Source organism: Mycetohabitans endofungorum, from assembly GCF_037477895.1.
Classification (GTDB): domain Bacteria; phylum Pseudomonadota; class Gammaproteobacteria; order Burkholderiales; family Burkholderiaceae; genus Mycetohabitans.
Genome location: NZ_CP132745.1, coordinates 582,675 through 601,966 on the forward strand (window position 1 = coordinate 582,675; position 19,292 = coordinate 601,966).

Here is a 19,292-nt window from a genome sequence, read left to right on the forward strand (position 1 = left end):
CCATCCGCTGCTACCCTGACATCTCGCCGTGCTACGCCGTACCGCCGTATTGCTGGTGCTCGCCGCGGTCGTCATCGCAAGCTGCGTCGCGGCCTGGTCGACCGCGCGCACTCATGCAATCGACCGCTTGCGCGAGGCGTCGGCCGCGCGCGCGGCGCGCACAAGCGCCACACTGCAAGCCGCGCTAGACCGCTATGAGCCCCTGCCGTACCTGCTCTCCACGCATCCTCTGGTGCAGGATGCGCTACGGCAGCCGAACGGTGAAGCGGTCGCCCGCGCGAATCGCTACCTGGAGGAAATCGCACAACGCTCGAAGGCATCACAGGCCTACCTGATCACCGACGACGGCCTGTGCGTGGCAGCCAGCAACTGGCGCGAACCCGGCAGTTTCGTCGGGACACGCTATAGTTTCCGGCCGTATTTCGTCGCCGCAATCGCGGGACGCGAGGACCACTTTTTCGGGATCGGCACGCGCTCGCATCAGGCCGGCTACTACATTTCCCAGCCGGTCTCATACAATGGGATCCAAGTCGGCGTCGTGGTGATTAAAATCGACCTGAGCTGGTTCCCGCCACAAGACCGGTCCGAGCCGCTGTTCGTCACCGATGCCAACGGTATCGTCATCCTGTCGTCAATCCCATCGTGGAAGTACCATACGACGCACCCGTTGTCGAGCCAGGCTTTAGCATGGATTCGCGACACCGAACAGTACAGCGACGAGCCGTTGACGCCGTTGCCGCTAACCAGGGCGCGCACGCGCGAAACGGATGCAGAGTTAGTGCGGTTCGGCTCAGGCCCGCTGGCACCGCTGTATCTGCACACCGAGCAACCGCTGAGCGAGCTTGGCTGGCGCTTGACGGTACTGTCGCCGCTGGATGATGTCGATGTACGGGCGCGCGCCATGACGGTGGCGACCGGCTTGGCACTACTGATTGCCGCGCTGCTGGGCTTCTACTGGCGGCTGCGAAGGGCCAAGCTGCGCGAAATGGAGTACGGTCGCCGGATGCTGCAGAACGCCTATGCGGAGCTGAACCAGCGCGTCGCGGAACGTACCGCGGACCTGTCGGCGGCCAACGAGCGACTCACGCGCGAAGTCGGCGAACGCACGCGCGCGGAAGCGGAACTGCGCGCCGCGCAAGACGAACTCGTGCAGGCCAGTAAGCTGGCCGCGCTCGGGCAAATGGCCGCTGGCATCACCCATGAGCTGAACCAGCCACTTGCCGCGCTGCGCACCTTTTCGGATAACACACGGGTGCTGATCGAGCGTAACGCGCTGGATGCGGCGCGCGAGAACCTACAGGCCATCGCGACACTGATCGACAGGATGGGGCGCATTACGAACCAGTTGAAACTGTTCGTCAGCAAGCGGCGCCCGCGCGATGCGCACGCCGTCGTCGCGCAGGCGCTGCGCAACGCACTGGCGATGTTGCGCGATAAGCTTGCCGGCATCGACGTGCGAGTCGTGAGCGTGCATGCCGGTGGCAAGCGTGCGCCGTTCGATTTGAATGCACTGAATACGTCACCCGCTGTGCGCTGTGATGACCTGCGAGTCGAGCAGGCGCTGATCAACCTGATCGGCAACGCAGCCGATGCGCTCGCCAGCAACCCGGCGGCACGCATTATCATTGAAGTCGACACACGCCCAGACATCGTGGCGATCGCCATCATCGACAACGGTCCCGGCATCGCCGCCGACGTGCTGCCCCGGCTGTTCGAGCCGTTCTTCACCACCAAGGAAATGGGGCAAGGGCTGGGGCTCGGGCTGGCGATCGCCGCCTCGATCGTGCGCGACGCGGGCGGCACGCTAAGCGTGGCCACCACGCGCGACGACGATCGCGATGCGCCGGCGCACGGCGCATGCTTCGTCATGACGCTGCCACGCGCGTATGCGCGCTCGGACCAGGACACGCCGGCATGACCACACATCGCCCACGCCATTGTCCACCGCATGGACAACCACAACTATGACCCACGGCTTGCAAGTATTGTTCATTGAAGACGACGAGCTAGTACGGCGCGCCAACGTCCAGAGCTTGATGCTCGGCGGCTTCGACGTGACCGGCTATCCGAGCGTAGAAGCCGCGCTGGACGCGATGCACGCCGCCGGCGCTGGCGTGCCCGGCGCGATCGTCACGGATGTCCGACTGCCCGGGGCGAGCGGCCTAGAACTGCTGTCGCTGATGCGCGAGCGAGCGCCGGATGTGCCCGTGATCGTCGTCACCGGCCATGGCGATATCTCAATGGCGGTGCAGGCGATGCGCGACGGCGCGTACGACTTCATTGAAAAGCCGTTTTCGTCGGAGCGCCTCGCCGACGCCGTGCGCCGCGCGCTCGAACGACGCGCGTTGCAACTGGAGAACCGTGCACTGCGCCGAGAGCTAGCAGCCCAGCGTCCCGGTACCGTGCATATTATCGGCACAAGCGCGGCGATCGAGCAGGTCCGCACGATGATCGCCAACGTCGCACCGACCGATGCCGCCGTGCTGATCAACGGCGAGACGGGCACCGGCAAGGAGTTGATCGCACGGGCATTACATGAACAGTCTGCGCGCCGCGACCAGCCGTTCGTCGCGATCAACTGCGCGGCATTGCCCGAGCCAATGTTCGAGTCAGAGATGTTCGGCCACGAGCAAGGCGCCTTCACCGGCGCGACGCGACGTCGCGTCGGCAAGCTCGAATATGCATCGGGCGGCACGCTGTTTCTCGACGAAGTCGAAAGCATGCCGCTCGCGCTGCAGGCAAAGCTGCTGCGCGTGCTGCAGGACGGTGTGCTGGAACGGCTGGGCTCGAACACGCCGGTGCACAGCGACGTACGGATCATTGCGGCGGCCAAGGGAGACATGAACCAGCATGTGGCGGCCGGCACGTTCCGACGCGACCTGCTGTACCGCTTAAATGTCGTGACGATCGCCCTACCGCCGCTCAACGAACGTCGCGAGGACATCGTGCCGCTGTTCGAGCATTTTGTGCTCGATGCCGCAGTGCGCTACCAGCGCCCGGCGCGCGTGCTCACCGACGCGCAGCGGCACGCGCTGATGCAGCAAGACTGGCCGGGCAACGCGCGCGAGTTGCGCAACGCCGCCGATCGCTTCGTGCTTGGCATCGGCTTGGACGATATGCAGCACGCCACCCGCCCGGACAACGACGCGCAGCCACTGAAAGAGCGCGTCGAGCAGTTTGAGCGCGCGCTCATCGCACAGGCCCTGGAGGCGCACGGCGGCGCCGTATCGACTGCGGCCGAGCACCTGCAAGTCGGTAAAGCGACACTGTACGAGAAGATCAAGCGCTACGGGCTCGCCACGCGCGGTGAAGCATGAGCACCGCTGCCTCTAACGACGATCGGACAGCGATCACTGCATTTTCCCTGCCAGCGCTGGACTTTTGCGCGGACATTGAATAGAATGCTAGCGTCTGCAATACAAGATCGTGGTAGTTATTGCGTGATCCGAGTCCTTTCGCGCAATTTCAATACGGTTGCATGAAAGATGGGTTCACATCGGCGAACCCTTTCATCTGCCCGGCCGTACCGGGCGCTTTAGTGGACTCGGCAGCGCGTTGCGCCCGGTCCTTCCGCCAGTCGTTCACGGACGACATCCTGCCCGTGCAGCGGCCATCGTTGCAAATGCGACCGCGCAGCGGGCAACCGTGCAGCATGTGACGGCGTTGTGCCGTCCGCCTTCAGCGTGCCGGGCTTCGTGCCCCGCGCGTGGCTCGCTATTATCTTGCTTTAGAGCGCGTGCTGTATCGGCAACCCACGAGGAGAACTCAACGATGACGAGTCGTCGCGCGAAGCTATTGTCGAGCTTCATCGTGCTGACACTGATCGTGACAGCGCTGGTCCGCGCGATCGGACCGGACGTGCTGTGCAAGTATCACACCGACCTGCTGTACTACACCGGCGCACACCTGTTGCTGGTCGGCGCGTCGATGGCGCTCGCGCTGCTCACCGGCATCCCCGCCGGCGTCCTGCTGAGCCGCGCGTCGAACCCGCAGCATGCAGAGCGGCTGATGCAAGTGCTAAACGTGGGCAACACCGTGCCGTCACTGGCGGTGCTCGCGCTGGCACTGGCGGTTCTGGGTATCGGCGCCGCGCCGGCGATCGTCGCACTGTGGCTTGCGTCGTTGCTGCCGATCGCCCGCAACGCATACGAGGGTATGCGCGCGGTGCCGCTCGCTTGGCGCGAGGCGGCGCGTGGCCTCGGCATGACGCCGCTGCAGTCGATGTTCAAGGTCGAGCTTCCCAACGCGATGCCGATCATCATCGGCGGTGTGCGCACCGCGCTCGCCATCAATGTCGGCACCGCGCCGCTGGCCTTCCTGATTGGCGCCGACAGCCTCGGCACATTGATTTTCCCGGGAATCTATCTGAATGATCCGGCCATGCTGCTGTTAGGCGCCGCGTCGACTGCTGCGCTGGCGCTCGCGCTGGACGCACTCGTTGCCGGCATCGCTCGCGCCGCGTTGGCGCGTCGCGGACTGGCACTGTAACGAAAGCACAGGAGAATTTATGACCCGTTTGCTTAAATACGTCATGACTTGGCTGCTCGCCAGCACCGCGCTGGCGAGCGTGGTACCGGCGCACGCCGCGACGCTGGTCGTCGGCGGTAAGAATTTTACCGAGCAATTGCTGCTCGCGGAAATCACTTCCCAATACCTGCGCTCGCGCGGCTACACGGTCGAGAACCGCAGCGGCCTAGGCAGCGTGCTGTTGCGCAGCGCGATGGAGAACCGGCAATTGGATATCGTATGGGACTACACCGGTACGGCGCTGATCGTCTACAACCGAATCCATGAGAAGCTCGATCCGCCAACCGTGTACCGCCGCGTACGCGATCTGGACAAACCGCGTGGCCTGGTGTGGCTCGAGCCGTCGGCGCTGAATAACACCTACGCGCTGGCGATGCCTCGCAAGCGCGCCGAACGCGACGGCATCCATACGATCTCGCAACTGGCCGCGAAGATCCGACAAGACGACCCGCACAAGCGGCATTGGTTTGCGATGGACGCGGAGTTTGCGAACCGGCCAGACGGGTTGCGGCCATTACAGGCGCTGTACGACTTGCGACTGCGCCGCTCAGATGTCAAGCAGATGGACTCCGGGCTGGTCTATACGGCGTTGCACAACGACCAAGCCATGTTTGGGCTAGTCTACACGACCGACGGACGCATCAAAGGCTTCGGCATCACGGTGCTCGACGACGATCTCGGCTTTTTCCCCGCATACAATGCAACGCCGGTCGTGCGCCGCGACGTGCTGGACCGGCACCCGGAACTCGCGAAGCAACTCAATGCACTGTCCGCGCAGATCAACAACGAAGTGATGTCCGAGATGAACAAACGCGTGGACATCGACGAAGAATCGATCAGTGCGGTCGCCGCCGATTTCCTGCGCACACACGCGTTGCCTTAAGCCGGGAGAACCGATGGACCTCATGACCTATTTCTCAAACAACTGGCAGGAACTGGCGTCGCTCACCTTGCAGCATCTCGCACTGGTCGGTACCGCCGTCGGCTGCGCGATTCTCGTCGGTGTGCCGCTCGGCATCCTGATCAACCGATGCGCATGGCTGGCCGGCCCGTTGCTCGGCTGCGCGACGATCGTGCTTACGCTGCCGTCGATTGCGTTGTTCGGCCTGATGATTCCGCTGCTGTCGCGCTGGGGTGCCGGCATCGGCCCCGCTCCTGCAATCGTGGCGGTATTCTTGTACTCGCTGCTGCCAATTATGCGCAACACCTACTTGGCGCTGCGCAATGTTGACCCAAGCATCCGCGAAGCCGGTACCGGCATCGGCATGACACGATGGCAACGGCTCTGGCTCGTCGAGCTACCGCTCGCCGTGCCAGTGATCATCGGCGGCGTACGGACGGCCGTCGTCATGAACATCGGCGTGATGACTATTGCCGCAGTCATCGGCGCCGGAGGCCTCGGCGAGTTGGTACTGCGTGCGATCAGCCAAAGCAACATGACGCGGCTGGTGATCGGGGCGGTGCTCGTGAGCATGCTGGCCATCGTCGCGGACCTGCTGCTGCACGCGCTGCAGCGTGCATTGACACCGAAGGGAGTAGCGAAGACATGATCGAACTTGACCACTTGACGAAGACCTTCACACGCAAGGACGGCAGTGCGGTACGGGCAGTCGACGCCGTCAGCCTGACCGTTGCCGAAGGCGAAATCTGCATTTTTCTCGGCCCTTCGGGATGCGGCAAGACCACGACGTTGAAAATGATCAATCGGCTGATTCAGCCGACCGGCGGCCGGGTGCTGCTCAACGGCGAGGACACCGCGAACGTTAACGAAGTGGAACTGCGTCGCCACATCGGCTACGTGATTCAGCAGGTCGGCTTGTTTCCGAACATGACGATCGAGGAGAACATCACGGTGGTGCCACGGCTGCTCGGCTGGGACAAGGCGCGCTATCACGCTCGCGCGATCGAACTGATGTCGATGGTCGCGCTGGACCCGAAGCTGTACCTGAAGCGCTATCCGCGCGAGCTTTCTGGCGGCCAACAACAACGCATCGGCGTGATCCGCGCGCTCGCGGCTGATCCGCCTGTGATGTTGATGGACGAGCCGTTCGGTGCGGTCGACCCGATCAACCGGGAGTCGATCCAGAACGAGTTTTTCCAGATGCAACGTGCGCTGAAGAAAACAGTGATCATGGTGAGCCACGATATCGACGAGGCGATCAAGCTAGGCGACAAGGTCGCCGTGTTCCGGCGCGGCCAGTTGGTGCAGTTCGATCATCCCGACACCTTGCTTGCCCATCCCAAGGACGAATTCGTCAGCGCATTCGTGGGCCACGACAGCACACTCAAACGCCTGCTGCTGGTCAAGGCGAGCGATGCGGCAGCCCACGCCCAGACCGTGCACGTCGATACCCCGCTTGCCCAAGCGCTCGGCGTGATGGATGACACCGACAATCGCTACGTGACGGTCACCGACGACGCACGGCGCGCATTGGGCTACGTATCGCGTCGTGTCGCGCGTGAAGGCGCCTCTACCCCGGCACGTTGCGGCGACAAAATGCGCGAATTCTCGACCACCGTGAATGCGGAGGATAACCTGCGCGTGGTGTTATCCAAGATGTTTGAGGTTAACTCGTCGTGGTTGCCAGTCGTCGATCCGGAAGGCGGCTATCTCGGAGAAATCACGCAGGATTCGATTGCCGAATATCTGAGTTCTGGCCGCTCGCGCGGCGTGCCGACCGCCGCTGGCGTGTAACCCTCGCCGGCCTGGCCGGCCGGCAAAGCCTACATGCTCGGCAAACATGCCGGTGATCCGACCGAGAATGTCATGGCGAGGCGCTTTATGCTGCGAGCACGTTACTGTACTCAAGCGTTGCTCTTGAAGTCCCGGCGGCGCCAGATCGCATCACATGTCCTATCAGGAATGAAAGATGCTCACCGTCGGGCATGCGAATTTGACGTAGTCGTAAAATGTGCTTAGATAAAGGTGACTTGTCCAACCACAAGGAGTGCGTCATGTCAGGAGCGAACCGGCCAGCAGGCCCCGCTACCCCAAAATCTCGACAATTGGCAGAACAGATTACCCGCGACGAAATGGAGCGCAATCTCCCGGATGCATTGTGGGGTCGGGACCGCGCCAATGACAACGGCCATGGCGTATCGGACGGCCCTGTGCCTCCCACACGCACCGCCGGTAAGACTCGTCGTTCGGCGAGGACACCCGACGGCGGTTAAATACAAGGCCGGGCAGGGGCTAGCTGCCCGTGCGCCGCTAACCCTACCGCTGCGGGCCGTCGGAAAATGCGGGCCGATTCGTTCGCGCTCTGCTCGCCCAAAGTGTAACGAGAGCATAACCAAGGCCAACCCGCCTATCCGGTGATAACGCGTCCGCGACACCGCTGGCGCGCTATCATCGCGCATTATTCCACTCGAGCTAAAAAAACTAATGGCAAATTACAAGCAACTTCAACAACAAATCGAAGCGTTGCAGCGAAAGGCCGAGGAGGCCCGTTTGGCTGAGCTAGACGCAGTGATCGTGGACATCCGCGCGAAGGTCGCCGAATACGGATTAAGCCCCCAGGACATTTTTGGCCGACGGCATGCGGCGAGCAGCGCGCCGGAAAAGCGTGCTTCCGCGCCGGCGAAGTACCGAGACCCTGCCAGCGGAGCCACATGGTCCGGGCGGGGACGGGCGCCGGCCTGGATTCACGGCAAGAAGCGCGAACGTTTCCTGATCAAGGAATAACGCAGATCACGCTGCTGCACCGTTCAGTTGGCGGTGCAACGCCGACAGCGAAAGTTTGGTTTCGAACAGCCTCGTGAGGCTGGCGCTAGTGTAGCGGCTGACTTCGGTCGGCCGCACCCACCGGAACGCGTTCCGCTACAGCTCCGCTGCATCGATCGGTGCCTCGCTAAAGCAACGCGAGCAGGCGCACATCACCGCGGTCCACAGCTGGCACCACCTGCTCCCCCACGCGGCGGAACGCCAACGATACAGTCCGGCTACCCACGCGCAGATCGTCAACTTCCAGCCAATCGATACCTGCCGGCAACCGCGGGTGCTCAATGCGGACCTCCTCCCGCTGCGCGTCCACGGTCACGCCCAGGCAAGCCTCGAGCATCATGAACGGCGAACCTGCCGCCCAGGCCTGCGGCAGGCACGCGACCGGATAGGCGGTCGGCGGCTCGCCGCGCCGCCGCGTGAAGCCACAGAATAGCTCAGGCAAGCGCATGTCGAAGTTGATTGCCGCCTCGAACAGTGCCTGCAGCAACCGCACTGCCGCGCCCTTTTCGCCGTAGCGCGCCATGCCGCGAGCGCACAGCGCGGTATCGTGCGGCCACACCGAACCGTTATGGTAAGACATCGGATTGAACCGAGGCTGGCCGCCAGCTAGCGTGCGCAGGCCCCATCCGGTGTGGAACAACGCGGACTCGAGAGTCTGTGCGACCTGCTCGCCACGCGCCTGGTCCGGTAACCCGAACGCCAGCAGGTGCCCGGTGTTCGAGGCCAGTACACGGCACAACTCACCATGCCCGTCCAATGCCATCCCATAGAAGCCTTCCTGCGGCATCCAGAACATCGCCTCGACCCGTTCGCACAGCGCTGCGGCACGCGTCGTATAGTTGGCGGCGAGCGTGACGGCGCCACGATGCTGCGCCAGCCGCGCCATTGTCTCAAACGCCGCACGCGCGTACGCCTGTACCTCGACCAGTGCGATCGGTCCGTCCGGCATGCGCCCGTCCGAGTGGAACACCGAATCGTGGCTATCCTTCCAGCCCTGGTTAGCTAGACCGCTATCCGCCGCGCGCTGATAGTCGAGCAGGCCGAACGGATTGCGGTCGCATACCCGTGCAATCCATTGCGCGGCCAGCTCCAGCGCCAGCCACAATTCGTCGATTAACGCCGCATCGCCGGTCCTCTCGAGGTAAGCGCCGGCCAACACGATGAACAGCGGCGTCGTATCCACACCGCCGTAGTACAGCGCAAACGGCACTTCCCCAGTCACCGCCATCTCGCTCTTGCGCATCTCGTGCATGATCTTGCCAACCGCGGCATCGCGAAACGCCGAATCCTCGCGCGCCTGATGAGCCGCGAGAAAACGGAGCACGCCACGGGCCAACGCCGGCTGCACCCACAGCGTCTGCAAGGCCGTCATCACCGCGTCCCGCCCGAATGGCGTCGAGAACCACGGAATACCCGCATACGGATAGGGTCCGGTGTCCCGATCCGTGGTCAACAATCCCAAGTCGGCAAACGAACGCTCCATCCAAGCATTGAACAACGGATTGCTCGAGCGCAGCCTTGCACTGGCGCGACGCCTATCGCGCATCGTCCGGTGCGACTCGGCCAGCACGGCGCGTACCGCCGCCCGTCCCGCACCGCTCAAGCCGGCTGGCGGCGCCGACACCAGGCCACCGGACACCTGCGCGGCAGCCTCGTTGATTGGCCGGGTAACGATCGTGACCTGCAGGTAAACCGACAGACACGCCTCGGACGGCAGCGTCAATGTATAGTCGGCGCGCCCCGGCAGCAGCTTGTCCGGAGCAGGCGAAAACGCGACGCGCACCACCCGCTCGACGTTGTCCAAACCCTGGTAGCTGAACACGACCTCATCATTGTCAACATAGGGCGGCACCAGCGTGCCGCGCCGGCTGCGCGGCGAGCCACGCACTTCAAATATGTCTAGACAATCGCTGGCAAACGAAATCGACAGCGGTACGACCGCCGGCTCGGTGCCGTAATGGGTCAGCGCGATCGCCTCATTTAATCCATTACCGCACAGTACCCGCAAACGCTCAACATGGATCACACCCTGCGGCGTATGTTCGCCGCCCAATCGCGGCAACGACCGATTGGTCAAATGCGCGGTGAACGCCGTATTGTCGCTGCTCACGCTACTCGACAGTAGCGACGGCGCCCGGCCGCCAAATGTGAGCTGCAGTTGCGACAGCACGCGCATGTCGTTGACGAACAAGCCATCGTCATGGCCTAGAATATCGCCGTTCGGATCGTTAACGACGAACGTGTCGCCCGACTTCAGCACATACTGCCGACCGGAGATGACATTCGCGTGCGCCGGCGCAATGAACACGCCGTCGTCGGTCTCAACGCCCTGCTCCGGCAGCTTCGCGAGCCGGCCGGCGATCGGTTCTGGCCCCTGCATGAGTTGGCTCCCCTTTCAAAACCCTTGCGTTGTCACAGCACCGCTCGCGTGCTGTCGAGTGTCTGACTATTGCACAACGCGATCGTGCATTCGCACAAGGATGTTCGCCCGCTTCCCCAGTCCCCAAGTCCTCATATAACATGCAAACCCGACACGTTGAATACTTGGCCTTTCCGATGTCGGCCAGACCCTGCACATTGACCGAACATGTTATCGAGTCATTGATCGCCGCCATCTCGTCCGGCCAATATCCGATGGGCACAAAGCTGCCCGCCGGCATCATGAATCTGGGCGGCGGCTGTGATGCCAAGGCGACTCGCTCGCCGTGAGGCCATGACGGGTGACCGTGGCCCGGGGGTAAAACCGGGTGCATGAGGCGGCAGTTGGCCACGCAGCGGCGGTCGGCCGCGCGCGGGTCGAGGCAACCGGGCGCACATGAAAAAAACGCAGGTCAAGCCTGCGCTTGCCTGCGCTTTTGTTGCCCCCTGCGCCGAACCGGCCACGCCGGCCCCCCCGCAGAAGCAGATTGCGTGCCGTTTAGAACTTGTGGCGCAGGCCCAGCGCAACGTATTCTTGCGCGCCGCCGTTCGCCCCTGCAAAACCGTATGAACCGATCGAAGCCTGGGCTTGCGCGCCCGCGCCGTCCTGCTGGCCGGCGGCCTTTTGCCATGCGCCGACCAGGTACACGTCAGTGCGCTTAGACAGGCTGTAGTCAGCGCCCAGGCTCACCTGGTTGTACTTTGCCGACGAGTTGCCCGAACCCTTCGTGTAGCTGTAGCCAATGCCCGTGAGCAGCGCCGGCGTGGCCTGGTAGGTCGCGAACACGTTGCCGGTGTTGTACTTTTGCGTCTGGCCGAACGATGAAGCGGAATCCGCCGTGTACTGCGCATTGCTGTACGACGCGCCGACATTGACCGGGCCGATTGTGTACTGACCAGCGACACGGGCGATCTTGAGCGACGCAGCCGACGTGTAGGCACCGTTGACCGGGCCGTTGAAAACCGAGTCGGTCGTCGTGTTGGTCGCCGTCGTGGTGGCACCCGAGAAGTCCCGCACGCCGTTGGTGACCTTGCCACCATCGTAGTACTGGTAGCTCGCCGCCACGGCGATTGGGCCGTTTGTGTACGCCAGCGCAGCGCCCCACGCACGGCGGTCGCCGAACGAGCCGGCCTGGTTGCCGAACGCGTACAAGCCTTCGAATTGGAAGCCGGCCCAGACCGGGCTCGCGTACTTGACCGAGTTGTTGACGCGCACGCTATTGTCGTAGTTGTCGACGTCACCCGGCGTTGCGAACACGGAGCCGAAGTAGTTGTCGCCCGTCATGCCTTGTACCAGGTCTGTATCCGGCACGTATTGGCGACCCAGCGTCACCGTGCCGTATGCATCGTTCTGTAACCCTACATAAGCCTGACGGCTAAATTCGCGGCCACCTTGGCCCAGACGGCCATCGTTTGGGTTAAAGCCGTTTTCCAACTGGAAGATCGCCTTTAGGCCGCCGCCCAAATCTTCCGCCCCCGTCAAGCCCCAGCGCGACCCCTGCAGGTTACCGGAAACCGTGGACCACTGGTTCTTGCCGCCTTGGTTATGCAAGAAGGTCATGCTTTCATCGATAACGCCATACAATGTCACCGAGCTTTGGGCATGCGCTGCCGAGGTAGCGGCGAGCACGCCGAGCGAGATGGCCGAGAGTACCAGTCGTTTCATCTAATCTTCCCTAAACGGTAGTTCATTTAATTTTCGCTGCGGCCGCAGCATACCTCGACGCCTGTAGAAAAAAGAAATAAAAGCCGAGCCGACGTTGCTAAATCCAGACGGTATGGATTTGCAACCGCCATTTTCGTCAGACGGTGTGATAGCCCGTGCTGCCAATGCAAATTCCGTAGGAAATAAGCTACTGCAGCCCACCACGCGCGCCGCACAAAACACCGCCCAGTCCGGCGAGGACGGGCAATACTTCGATTTGTCGCGTTCCGCCTCGGGGTGGTCGCGTTGCCCCCGGGCACGATGGATGCAAAGCCCGCAGTGCCACGGGCCATACTTTATATGGAGACAGGTTATCGCCGTGTCGTTTCCTCAGCGCATCGGCTTAAACTCATCTAGCGCCAGGTTGAGCCTAAGCACGTTCACCCGTGGCTCACCCAACAAGCCGAACTGCCGACCGGTCGTATTGCGGGCAATCAACTCGTCGACCTGCGCTTGTGGAAGGCCTCGTGCCCGCGCCACGCGGGGGGCTTGATAGGCCGCCGCCGCGGGGCTGATGTCTGGATCCAAGCCACTGCCTGACGAGGTCACCAAGTCCACCGGCACCGGCGCCGTGTTGGCCGGATCGGCTTTATGTAAGGCGGCAAGCCGTCCCTTCACCTCGTCCGCCAGCGCGGGATGGGTCGGCCCCAGGTTTGATCCACTCGAGCTTTGCGCGTTGTACGGATTCGGTGTCGTCGCCGACAGCCGGCCCCAGAAGTAGTCGTTTCTATTGAACTGCTGTCCAATCAGCGCCGAGCCAATCAGCTTGCCGTTCTTTTCGATCAGGCTGCCGTTGGCCTGCGCCGGGAAAACAGCCTGCGCGATCGCCGTGACCGCGGCGGGATAGACGATGCCCGTGATCACCGTCAGCGCAACGAACAACACCAGCACGGGACGCAGTAAAGTGTTCATGATTCTGGTTCACAGTGGAGCAGCGTGCCGCCCCCAAAAAGGCCGGACAAGGGCAAACGAAGGGACGCCGACCCGCCCGGCAAGGGTTTCAAGGAACGGATCAGGCCCAGCCCAGGGCGGTGATCACCATATCGATCAACTTGATAAACGGGAACGGCAACACGATGCCACCCAGTCCATAGATCAGCAGGTTGCGTCGCAGCAGCGAAGCAGCACCCAGCGGCCGGTATTTGACTCCCTTTAGCGCGAGCGGAATGAGGAACACGATAATCAGCGCGTTGAACACCACCGCCGACAAAATGGCAGAGGAAGGCGAAGTGAGTCGCATCACGTCGAGCACGTGCAGCTGCGGATAGGTGGTCGCGAAGGCCGCCGGAATGATCGCGAAGTACTTCGCCACATCGTTGGCGATCGAGAACGTGGTCAGCGAGCCGCGCGTCATCAACATTTGCTTGCCGATTTCCACGATCTCGATCAGCTTGGTCGGATTCGAATCGAGATCGACCATGTTGCCCGCTTCCTTGGCCGCCTGCGTGCCGGTGTTCATCGCGACCGCTACGTCGGCCTGCGCCAGCGCCGGAGCGTCGTTCGTGCCGTCGCCGGTCATCGCCACCAGCCGCCCTTCGGCTTGATGCGCGCGGATCGTCGCAAGCTTGGTCTCTGGCGTGGCCTCGGCCAGAAAATCATCGACGCCAGCCTCGGCGGCAATCGCTGCCGCGGTGAGGCGGTTATCGCCGGTCACCATCACCGTCTTGATACCCATCTTGCGCAACTCGGCAAAGCGCTCCTTGATCCCACCCTTGACGATGTCCTTCAGCTCGATCACACCGAGCACGCGAGCCTGGCCATCGGCGCCTGGCTGCCGCTGCGCGACGACCAGCGGCGTACTGCCGCGGCGCGCCACGTCATCGACCGCCGCGCGCACTTCCTGAGGAAAGTGGCCTGCATGCGCCTTGACATACTGCTGGATCGCGTCAGCCGCGCCCTTACGGATCTCGCGCTCAGGCAGATCGACGCCGCTCATCCTCGTCTGAGCGGTGAAACCGAGGAACTGCGCATGCAGGCTAGCCATGCCCCGCTCGCGAATGTTGAAACGCTGCTTGGCGAGAACCACAATGCTGCGGCCTTCCGGCGTCTCGTCGGCCAGCGACGCCAACTGTGCGGCATCGGCCAGTTCCTGCTCGGACACGCCTGGCGCCGGCACAAACGCCGACGCCTGCCGGTTGCCAAGCGTGATCGTACCGGTCTTGTCCAGCAGCAGCACGTCGACGTCGCCGGCGGCCTCGACGGCGCGGCCGGATGTCGCGATCACGTTCGCCTGCATCATCCGGCTCATGCCGGCCACCCCGATCGCCGACAGCAATCCGCCGATCGTGGTCGGAATCAGGCATACCAGCAACGCGACCAGCGCCGTGATCGTCACGATATGACCCGATTTCATCGCAGAGACCGAGAACATCGAGAACGGCAACAGCGTCGCGGTCGCAAACAGCAGCACGAGCGTCAACGCAACCAGCAGGATGGTCAACGCGATCTCATTGGGCGTCTTTTGCCGCTTAGCGCCCTCGACCATCGCGATCATCCGGTCCAAGAAGGCCTCGCCGGGATTCACGCTGACACGCACCACGATCCAGTCCGACAGCACCCGTGTGCCGCCAGTGACGGAGGAGAAATCTCCGCCAGACTCGCGGATCACGGGCGCCGATTCACCGGTGATCGCCGACTCGTCGACCGACGCGACACCTTCGATGACCTCGCCGTCCGCCGGAATCGTGTCGCCCGCCTCGACCAACACCACGTCACCGCGGCGCAAATCCGTGGACGCCATGATACGGACCGGCGCTTTCGGGTGAGGCTCGTTCAGCTTCTTAGCCATCACATTGTGCTTGGCACTGCGCAGCGACGCGGCCTGGGCCTTCGAGCGGCCTTCCGCCAGCGCCTCGGCGAAGTTGGCGAACAGCACCGTGAACCACAACCATAACGCAATGGCCAAGATGAAACCGGCCGGCGCCTCGGCCTGCCCGGCAAGCGCTGCGATCCACAACACCGTCGCCAGGAGGCTGCCCACGTACACACAGAACATCACTGGATTGCGCAGTTGGGTTCGCGGCGCGAGCTTCTTGAACGCATCGACGATGGCGGGCTTCAGCAGCACCGGATCGAACATCGAATGGACCGCGGTACGAGCCTGCCCGAGGTTATCTGCACGATGAGCAAGCGATGGATTGACGTTAGTCATGCTTTCCTCGAAATCAATGGCCGGCGATCATCATCAACTGTTCGACGATCGGCCCCAACGCCAGCGAAGGCACATAGGTCAGCGCGCCGACCAGCACGAGCGTGCCGAGCAGCAACACGACAAACAACGGGCCGTGCGTGGGCAGCGTACCCGGCGTCGCGGCAATGCGCTTCTTGTTTGCCAGCGAGCCCGCAATCGCCAACACCGGCACGATCGTGCCGAAGCGGCCAAACCACATCGCGACCGCCAACAACACGTTGTAGAAAGGCGTATTGACCGACAGCCCGCCGAACGCACTGCCATTATTGTTGGCTGCTGAGCTGAATGCATACAGCACCTCGGAGAAACCGTGCGGCCCGGGATTGGCGATACCGGCCACGCCCAGCGGCGAGAGCACCCCAATTGACGTGCCCACCAGCACCAGGAACGGCGTAAGCAGCACCACAATCGCCACCATCTTCATTTCGAACGACTCAATCTTCTTGCCGACGTACTCTGGCGTGCGCCCGATCATCAACCCCGCAACGAATACGGCGAGCAACGCGAACACGAGCATGCCGTAGAGCCCGGAGCCGACGCCGCCGAAAATCACTTCACCCAGTTGCATCAGCAGCAGCGGCACAAAGCCACCCATCGGCGTGAGCGAATCGTGCGTGTTATCCACCGCGCCGCACGATGCCGCCGTAGTCGCCACCGTGAAGATGCCGGACTGCGCGATGCCCAAGCGCACCTCCTTACCTTCGGCATTGCCACCCGCTTGTCGCGCCGACGCCTGCTGGTCCACGTGCAGCGACGCAAACAGCGGATTGCCGGATTGTTCTGCGGAGATTTCCGCAAAGCATGCCACCGCGAACGCGATGGTCATCGCCGCAAGCACCGCATAGCCCTGCCGGCGGTCGCCCACCATGCGTCCGAAGACGATGCACAATCCGGCCGGGATGATCAGGATCGACAGGATCTGCACAAAGTTGGACAATGGCGTCGGATTCTCAAATGGGTGGGCCGAGTTCGCGTTGAAGAAGCCACCGCCATTGGTGCCCAGCATCTTGATCGCTTCCTGCGATGCGACTGGCCCCATAGCCAAGGTCTGCTTGTCCACCTTTGCGTCCTGCATCATCACATTGCCGTGCGCGTCCTTGACCGGATTGCCTTGTGCGTCGATCTTAGGCACCGGATAGGTCGTCACCTGCAACGTCGATACTTGCTGGTACGGCTTCAGGTTTTGCAGCACGCCTTGGCTCACCAGCACCAGCGACACGACAATCGCCAGTGGCGCGAGAATGTAAAGCGTGACGCGCGTCAAATCGACCCAGAAATTGCCGATGGTGCGCGCGGTATGGCGCGCAAACCCACGGATCAGCGCGACCACCACCGCAATGCCGGTGGCCGCAGACAAGAAGTTCTGCACAGCCAAGCCCGTCAGCTGGGTCAGGTAGCTGACCGACGACTCCGGTGAGTAATCCTGCCAGTTGGTATTGGTCACGAAACTGACCGCCGTGTTGAACGCGGCATCGGGCGTCATCGCGCCGAGCCCCTGCGGATTAGCCGGCAAATATTGTTGCAGCCGCAGCAGGCCATACACCACGACAGCCCCCAGCGCGTTGAACAGCAGCACCGCGAGCGCATAGTGCTTCCACGACATCTCGGCCTGCGGATCAACACCCGCGACTCGATACAGCCCGTGCTCCAGCGGGCGGCCCAGCTTGCGCACGAGCACCGACGAGCCATCCAGCACCCCGCACATATAGCGGCCAAGCGGCAGCGCCAGCGCGATCAGCACGATGATGAACAGCGCCGCCTGCAAAAACGAATTGGCGTTCATCCCAAATCCTCCGCGCGCAGCAGCGCATACACGAGGTACCCCAGCACCAGCAGCGTCGCGATGCCAGCCAGCCATGTCATCCACGCCATCATGAGCGGCCTCCGGGTGTGCGGCGCAGCTTGTCGCAGCCGGCCGCCAGCGCCATGCACAGTCCCAGGAACAGGACGATGCCGGCGAGGTAGATGAGGTCCATTGTTATGTTCTCCGTTAATGCACCAAGGCATCTGATAGGCTATCCGCAGGGCCATAAATCGTCCGATAAGAGTGGCCTGCGCAGCGTAAAAAGCGCGTAAACGCCGTCCCCCCATCACCCCAGACGGCGGCGCGCATGGTCTCATTAACCGCTGCGCGTGCGGGTGCCGGCGAATCCGTCAACGCGCCGTTGTGCACGGCAATCGCATAGATCCTCGGCGGCATGCGCGACTGTCACGAGCGCGGCGCCATCGCCGCCCGATTGTCTTGCTGACCCGTTAGCTGCGCGATACGATTCTATATCAGCAAGCCGGCGCGCCAAACATATAGGGGCATATGCGAATGCGATACCCTCACCCTTGCGTCGTCGACTGACCGCGGGGCCTATCTGTACTAAGCCCGTTTCATAGTTGCCATGCCATTGCGTTGCTTCGTCCCGATCCTGATGGGCAGTTTGTTATTGTGCGGCTGTATCGCGCAGACGCCTCCGCCCCCATCCGTCCATCCGGACTCGGTGGTGGAAGGTATCCAGCGGTATGAGCAAATCAATGCTCGGATTGCTAACGAGCGTCGCCTGATCGATGTGCGCGTGACGCGCGGCGACTACACGGCTGCGGCAGGCGCCGAGCTGAAGCACCGGCTCGACGACGTGCAACGGGACGCTGCCCGCGCCGCCAGCCAGCACGGCGGCGGCCTGGATGCCGACGCGCAGCGCGCACTGAATGAGCGGCTCACTACGATTTCCGGGACGATAGCGCGCTGAGCCGCCGTGGTGAAGCAGCCAACCTTCCTAACAGCCTGCCCACCACACCAAGGTAGGCGTGACAGTAGCCGTTAACGACGACAGCTAGCCGCTAAGATGGCGCCTACCGAGCCGGTGCCCAGGGGCGCCGGCCGCTTGGCCAATCTCTCCAGGCACGCGGTTTGCGAAGACATTCATCGTCTGTTTTATGGAGCCACGACCAATATGTCAACCAAGGAACACATCTCGCGCGACAAGAAAGAGGAAGCAATCGATAAGTCGGTCGAGGACAGCTTTCCTGCCAGCGACCCGCCCGCGACAGGCGGTGTGACGAAAATCGTACCTGATGATGATCATCAGTCGCGCGGCAGCCACGACGATAACGCGGCTCCGTCCTCACAGCCATCGAACAAAAGCTGATCGTTTCCCTGCCTCGCGACGTCTCAATGCCGGGGCGGCAGTCGGTCAAGCCGCCGCCCCGGCGTCCAATACTTGGACCCCATTCGCGCTGGGGCAAGCGCCGCCATCTCTTATATTAATGACGTCGCGTCTGCGACACGCCCTCCAGCGTATTGGCGACCTCGTCGTGCGACGCGCCGACGCTGCGCGTGGCGACGTCTCCAAGCGACAGCACGCCCACCAGCTCCTTCTGACGATTGATCACCGGCATGCGGCGCAGTTGCGCGTCGGCCATACGCTTTTGGACAGCATCCAAATCGTCGTCTTCCATACACCATTCGACCTGCGGCGTACAGACCTCACTCACCGGGCTATCAGGGTTCTTACCGGCCGCCAGCGCGCGCACCGCAAGATCGCGATCCGTGACCATGCCGGTAAGCTTGCGGCTCTCGCATACCGGCAACACGCCGATATCGTACTGGTCCATCAACTCGGCAGCATGTCGAATCGTGTCGGACGGACTGATATGGACGACGTCCCGAGACATGATTTCCTGAACGTGGTGCATAGACAACCTCCGTGAATATGAGTGAACGAATGCCTTTACCATCG

General features: G+C 62.7%; 18 protein-coding genes. 10 read left to right on the forward strand and 8 right to left on the reverse strand.

Going from position 1 to position 19,292, the window contains the following annotated elements; all coding sequences use genetic code 11:
* Positions 1-28 precede the first annotated feature (28 nt).
* The 7 genes from RA167_RS14735 to RA167_RS14765 all read left to right on the forward strand — a co-directional run bounded on the left by RA167_RS14735 (position 29) and on the right by RA167_RS14765 (position 8,212).
* Complete coding sequence (locus RA167_RS14735) at positions 29-1,918, forward strand: sensor histidine kinase (RefSeq protein ID WP_076788353.1); 1,890 nt, start codon at positions 29-31, stop codon at positions 1,916-1,918.
* Positions 1,919-1,964: 46 nt separating this feature from the next.
* Positions 1,965-3,317: a sigma-54-dependent transcriptional regulator gene (locus RA167_RS14740; protein ID WP_076788355.1), complete on the forward strand. Its 1,353-nt coding sequence runs from the start codon at positions 1,965-1,967 to the stop codon at positions 3,315-3,317.
* 454 nt (positions 3,318-3,771) lie between these two features.
* On the forward strand, positions 3,772-4,488 hold the full coding sequence (locus RA167_RS14745; protein ID WP_076788359.1) for an ABC transporter permease: 717 nt from the start codon (positions 3,772-3,774) through the stop codon (positions 4,486-4,488).
* A gap of 19 nt (positions 4,489-4,507) precedes the next feature.
* Positions 4,508-5,410 (forward strand): glycine betaine ABC transporter substrate-binding protein, encoded by a 903-nt coding sequence (locus RA167_RS14750; protein WP_076788361.1) that lies wholly within the window; start codon positions 4,508-4,510, stop codon positions 5,408-5,410.
* 13 nt (positions 5,411-5,423) lie between these two features.
* Positions 5,424-6,077, forward strand: a complete 654-nt coding sequence (locus RA167_RS14755) for an ABC transporter permease (protein ID WP_076788362.1) — start codon at positions 5,424-5,426, stop codon at positions 6,075-6,077.
* Entirely contained in the window at positions 6,074-7,222 is a 1,149-nt protein-coding gene (locus RA167_RS14760) for an ABC transporter ATP-binding protein (RefSeq protein WP_076788364.1), read from the forward strand. The genes RA167_RS14755 and RA167_RS14760 overlap by 4 nt, the downstream gene beginning before the upstream one ends.
* 690 nt (positions 7,223-7,912) lie before the next feature.
* Positions 7,913-8,212, forward strand: coding sequence for an H-NS family nucleoid-associated regulatory protein (locus RA167_RS14765; protein ID WP_076788365.1), 300 nt, complete (start codon positions 7,913-7,915; stop codon positions 8,210-8,212).
* Between the two features lie 166 nt (positions 8,213-8,378).
* Here the strand turns inward: RA167_RS14765 and RA167_RS14775 are convergent, their stop codons facing one another.
* Positions 8,379-10,631: a glycogen debranching N-terminal domain-containing protein gene (locus RA167_RS14775; protein WP_076788367.1), complete on the reverse strand. Its 2,253-nt coding sequence runs from the start codon at positions 10,629-10,631 to the stop codon at positions 8,379-8,381.
* A 176-nt stretch (positions 10,632-10,807) separates the two neighbouring features.
* Here RA167_RS14775 and RA167_RS14780 point away from each other — a divergent pair, with 176 nt between their 5' ends.
* Positions 10,808-10,960: a hypothetical protein gene (locus tag RA167_RS14780; protein ID WP_175972488.1), complete on the forward strand. Its 153-nt coding sequence runs from the start codon at positions 10,808-10,810 to the stop codon at positions 10,958-10,960.
* Positions 10,961-11,168: 208 nt separating this feature from the next.
* On the opposite strand, the gene RA167_RS14785 is transcribed toward RA167_RS14780, so the two are convergent.
* The 6 genes from RA167_RS14785 to RA167_RS14810 all read right to left on the reverse strand — a co-directional run bounded on the left by RA167_RS14785 (position 11,169) and on the right by RA167_RS14810 (position 17,540).
* The gene (locus RA167_RS14785) at positions 11,169-12,335 is read right to left on the reverse strand and encodes a porin (protein ID WP_076788369.1); all 1,167 of its coding nucleotides are present in this window, start codon (positions 12,333-12,335) and stop codon (positions 11,169-11,171) included.
* 369 nt (positions 12,336-12,704) lie between these two features.
* A complete protein-coding gene (gene kdpC / locus RA167_RS14790; protein WP_076788370.1) occupies positions 12,705-13,286 on the reverse strand; it encodes a potassium-transporting ATPase subunit KdpC in 582 nt (193 codons plus the stop codon).
* A gap of 100 nt (positions 13,287-13,386) precedes the next feature.
* Positions 13,387-15,453 (reverse strand): potassium-transporting ATPase subunit KdpB, encoded by a 2,067-nt coding sequence (kdpB, locus tag RA167_RS14795; protein WP_076788693.1) that lies wholly within the window; start codon positions 15,451-15,453, stop codon positions 13,387-13,389.
* Between the two features lie 85 nt (positions 15,454-15,538).
* Positions 15,539-17,347, reverse strand: a complete 1,809-nt coding sequence (gene kdpA / locus RA167_RS14800; protein ID WP_076788372.1) for a potassium-transporting ATPase subunit KdpA — start codon at positions 17,345-17,347, stop codon at positions 15,539-15,541.
* Positions 17,344-17,439: a potassium-transporting ATPase subunit F gene (locus RA167_RS14805; RefSeq protein ID WP_083703616.1), complete on the reverse strand. Its 96-nt coding sequence runs from the start codon at positions 17,437-17,439 to the stop codon at positions 17,344-17,346. The genes kdpA and RA167_RS14805 overlap by 4 nt, the downstream gene beginning before the upstream one ends.
* Positions 17,436-17,540: a potassium ABC transporter ATPase gene (locus RA167_RS14810; protein WP_212667346.1), complete on the reverse strand. Its 105-nt coding sequence runs from the start codon at positions 17,538-17,540 to the stop codon at positions 17,436-17,438. The genes RA167_RS14805 and RA167_RS14810 overlap by 4 nt, the downstream gene beginning before the upstream one ends.
* Positions 17,541-17,954: 414 nt before the next feature.
* On the opposite strand from RA167_RS14810, the gene RA167_RS14815 reads away from it, so the two are divergent.
* Both RA167_RS14815 and RA167_RS14820 read left to right on the forward strand, forming a co-directional pair.
* Positions 17,955-18,302, forward strand: a complete 348-nt coding sequence (locus RA167_RS14815) for a hypothetical protein (RefSeq protein WP_076788376.1) — start codon at positions 17,955-17,957, stop codon at positions 18,300-18,302.
* Positions 18,303-18,437: 135 nt separating this feature from the next.
* Complete coding sequence (locus RA167_RS14820) at positions 18,438-18,701, forward strand: hypothetical protein (RefSeq protein ID WP_370642990.1); 264 nt, start codon at positions 18,438-18,440, stop codon at positions 18,699-18,701.
* 115 nt (positions 18,702-18,816) lie between these two features.
* Here RA167_RS14820 and RA167_RS14825 read toward each other — a convergent pair whose 3' ends face one another.
* Entirely contained in the window at positions 18,817-19,248 is a 432-nt protein-coding gene (locus RA167_RS14825) for a CBS domain-containing protein (protein ID WP_076788379.1), read from the reverse strand.
* Positions 19,249-19,292 lie beyond the last annotated feature (44 nt).

Coding starts and splice junctions, on each gene's coding strand:
- RA167_RS14825 (WP_076788379.1), bottom strand. CDS start 19,248: ATGCACCACGTTCAGGAAATCATGTCTCGGGACGTCGTCCATATCAGT.
- RA167_RS14755 (WP_076788362.1), top strand. CDS start 5,424: ATGGACCTCATGACCTATTTCTCAAACAACTGGCAGGAACTGGCGTCG.
- RA167_RS14750 (WP_076788361.1), top strand. CDS start 4,508: ATGACCCGTTTGCTTAAATACGTCATGACTTGGCTGCTCGCCAGCACC.
- RA167_RS14780 (WP_175972488.1), top strand. CDS start 10,808: ATGTCGGCCAGACCCTGCACATTGACCGAACATGTTATCGAGTCATTG.
- RA167_RS14785 (WP_076788369.1), bottom strand. CDS start 12,335: ATGAAACGACTGGTACTCTCGGCCATCTCGCTCGGCGTGCTCGCCGCT.
- RA167_RS14740 (WP_076788355.1), top strand. CDS start 1,965: ATGACCCACGGCTTGCAAGTATTGTTCATTGAAGACGACGAGCTAGTA.
- RA167_RS14765 (WP_076788365.1), top strand. CDS start 7,913: ATGGCAAATTACAAGCAACTTCAACAACAAATCGAAGCGTTGCAGCGA.
- RA167_RS14810 (WP_212667346.1), bottom strand. CDS start 17,540: ATGGACCTCATCTACCTCGCCGGCATCGTCCTGTTCCTGGGACTGTGC.
- RA167_RS14775 (WP_076788367.1), bottom strand. CDS start 10,631: ATGCAGGGGCCAGAACCGATCGCCGGCCGGCTCGCGAAGCTGCCGGAG.
- RA167_RS14815 (WP_076788376.1), top strand. CDS start 17,955: ATGCCATTGCGTTGCTTCGTCCCGATCCTGATGGGCAGTTTGTTATTG.
- kdpB (WP_076788693.1), bottom strand. CDS start 15,453: ATGTTCGATCCGGTGCTGCTGAAGCCCGCCATCGTCGATGCGTTCAAG.
- kdpC (WP_076788370.1), bottom strand. CDS start 13,286: ATGAACACTTTACTGCGTCCCGTGCTGGTGTTGTTCGTTGCGCTGACG.
- RA167_RS14805 (WP_083703616.1), bottom strand. CDS start 17,439: ATGATGGCGTGGATGACATGGCTGGCTGGCATCGCGACGCTGCTGGTG.
- RA167_RS14745 (WP_076788359.1), top strand. CDS start 3,772: ATGACGAGTCGTCGCGCGAAGCTATTGTCGAGCTTCATCGTGCTGACA.
- RA167_RS14760 (WP_076788364.1), top strand. CDS start 6,074: ATGATCGAACTTGACCACTTGACGAAGACCTTCACACGCAAGGACGGC.
- kdpA (WP_076788372.1), bottom strand. CDS start 17,347: ATGAACGCCAATTCGTTTTTGCAGGCGGCGCTGTTCATCATCGTGCTG.